Source organism: Streptomyces sp. SID1328 (assembly GCF_009865595.1).
Taxonomy (GTDB): Bacteria; Actinomycetota; Actinomycetes; order Streptomycetales; family Streptomycetaceae; genus Streptomyces; species Streptomyces griseoluteus.
Genome location: NZ_WWKH01001031.1, coordinates 1 through 2,597, shown reverse-complemented (window position 1 = coordinate 2,597; position 2,597 = coordinate 1). Strand labels below are relative to the sequence as shown.

2 protein-coding genes are annotated in these 2,597 nt (G+C 73.7%); both read left to right on the top strand.

Annotated features, from left to right (window positions below):
• The coding region (locus GT030_RS33310) for a condensation domain-containing protein (protein WP_237522998.1) at window positions 1–1,220 on the top strand (1,220 nt) is incomplete at its 5' end.
• On the top strand, window positions 1,217–2,597 hold a 1,381-nt coding region (locus GT030_RS33305), incomplete at its 3' end, for a condensation domain-containing protein (protein ID WP_346009798.1). The genes GT030_RS33310 and GT030_RS33305, both read left to right, overlap by 4 nt.

Below are 2,597 nucleotides of genomic sequence, written 5' to 3'. Positions count from 1 at the left end.
ACGCGGCCGCCGCGACCGCCGCGCTCGCCGAGGCGGGCGAACAGGCCCGCGCCCGGCTGCGGCCCGCCGACGGCCATGTCATCGAGGCCGTGTGGGGCGACGCGGGCCCGGCCACCCCCGGCCGACTGCTGATCGTGATCCACCACCTGGCCGTCGACGCCGTCTCCTGGCGGGTGCTCGGCGCCGACCTCGCCGCCGCATGGCGGACGGTCACCGGCACGCCGTCGCCGCTGCCGTCCGTCGCCACGCCGTACCGGAGCTGGGCCCGCCTCCTCGCCACCCAGGCCCGCACACCGGAACGGGAACGCGAACTCCCGCTGTGGGAAGGCGTACTGAACACACCGGACCCGCGCATCGGACACCGGCCGCTCGACGCGGAGCGGGACACCGCCGGGCACACCCGGACCATCACCACCCGGCTGGACGCCCGCTGGACCGGCCCGCTGCTCACCACCGCGCCGGCCGCCTTCCACGCCGGGGTGGACGACGTGCTGCTCACCGCGCTCGCGCTCGCGATCCGCGCCTGGCGGGAGGACCGGGGCACCGGCCGCACGGACGACACCGCCGTCCTGGTCGACCTGGAGGGCCACGGCCGGGAGCAGCTCGCCGACCACATCGACCTCTCGCGCACCGTCGGCTGGTTCACCAGCCTCTACCCGGTGCGGCTCGATCCCGGACCGGGCCGGGTCCTGGACCCCGGACGCTTCGACGCGACCCTGATCGACCGCGCCGTCAAGCAGATCAAGGAGCAGCTCCGGGCGATACCCGACCACGGCGTGGGCTACGGCATGCTCCGGCACCTCAACCCCGCCACCCGCGACCGGCTCACCGCCGAAGCCCCGCAGATCGGGTTCAACTACCTGGGCCGGTATGCGAGTTCTGCCGAGAGCACCGGCGACTGGGAGGTCCTGCCCGACGGCGGCCAGCCGCGCAGCCAGGACCCGGACATGCCCGTCCACCACGTCGTCGACATCAACGCGCACACCGAGGACCGCCCCGACGGACCCGTCCTCGTCACCCGCTGGACGTGGCCCGGCGACCTCCTGAAGGAGGAGGACGTGGCGGACCTGGCCGATGCCTTCGCCCGCGCCCTGCGCGCCGTCGCCGAACACGCCGAACAGCCCGACGCGGGCGGTTACACGCCCTCCGACCTTCCCCTGGTCTCCCTCGACCAGGCCCAGATCGACCGACTTCAGAACAAGTGGGGTGGACGCAAGTGACCGGGTTCCAGCTGGAGGACGTACTGCCCTTGACGCCGTTGCAGGCGGGCATGCTCTTCCACTCGCTCTACGACTCCCAGGCCGTGGACGTCTACACCACCCAGTTCGTGTTCGACCTCGAAGGCACCGTCAGTGTCTTCGCCCTGCGCTCCGCCATCGGCACCCTGCTGCGCCGCCACGCCAATCTCCGGGTCGGCTTCCTCCACGAGGACCTGGACCAGCCCGTCCAGGCGGTCGCGGCGCAGGTGCCCGTACCGCTGGACGAGCTGGACCTCACCTCGGCCGAGGGTGCCGCCGGCACCGAGGCGCTGGAGGCGTTCCTCGCCGAGGACCGCACCCGGCGGTTCGACCTCACCACGCCGCCGCTGATGCGGTTCACCCTCGTCCACACCGGGCCCGGCCGGCACCGGCTGGTGATGACCAGCCACCACCTCCTCTTCGACGGCTGGTCCGTCCCGCTGCTGGTCCGCGAGCTGTTCGAGCTGTACGCCCGTCAGGGCGACGACCTCACGCTGCCCCGCGTCACCCCGTACCGCACCTACCTCGCCTGGCTGGCCGCGCAGGACCGGGCGGCCACGCTGAACACCTGGCGGGAGGCGCTGGCGGGGCTGGAGACGCCGACCCTGCTCGCCGGGCGGGGCGCGCCGGAGGGGCCCGACTCCGCCGAACTGCCCGAGACCCTCGTGCTGGAGCTGGACCGGGACACCGCACACCGGCTGCGCGAGACGGCCCGCGCCTCCCGGCTCACCCTCAACACCCTGGTCCAGGGCGCCTGGGGCCTGGTGCTGGCCCACCTCACCGGCCGCTCCGACGTGGTGTTCGGCACCACCGTCTCCGGGCGGCCGCCGGAGATCCCCGGCATCGAGACGATGATCGGCCTGTTCATCAACACCGTCCCGGTCCGGCTGCGCCCCGAGCCCGGCGAGTCCCTGGCCGCGCTGCTCACCCGGCTCCAGGAGGAGCAGGCCCGGCTGCTGGGCCACCAGTACGTCGGGCTGACCGAGATATGCGAGACCGCCGGGCTGGACCGGCTCTTCGACACCCTCGCCGTCTTCGAGAACTACCCGCTCGACGCCGAGGCCCTGCGCACCGCCCAGCAGGGCATGGCCGGCCTCACCGTCGCCGGGATCGAGGGCACCGACGCCGCCCACTACCCGCTCACCCTCACCATCGCCCCCGGCGAGGACAGCCTCCGCGTCACCTTCGGTTACCGCGCCGCACTGCTCGACCGCACCCTGATCGAGCAGACCGTGGCGCGCACGCGCCGCCTGCTCACCCGGATGGCGGAGGGTCTCGACGTACCGGCCGACAGCCTGCCGCTGCTGCTGGAGGGCGAGAGGGAGCGGCTGCTGGCGACCGCACGCGGCGCGGAACTCC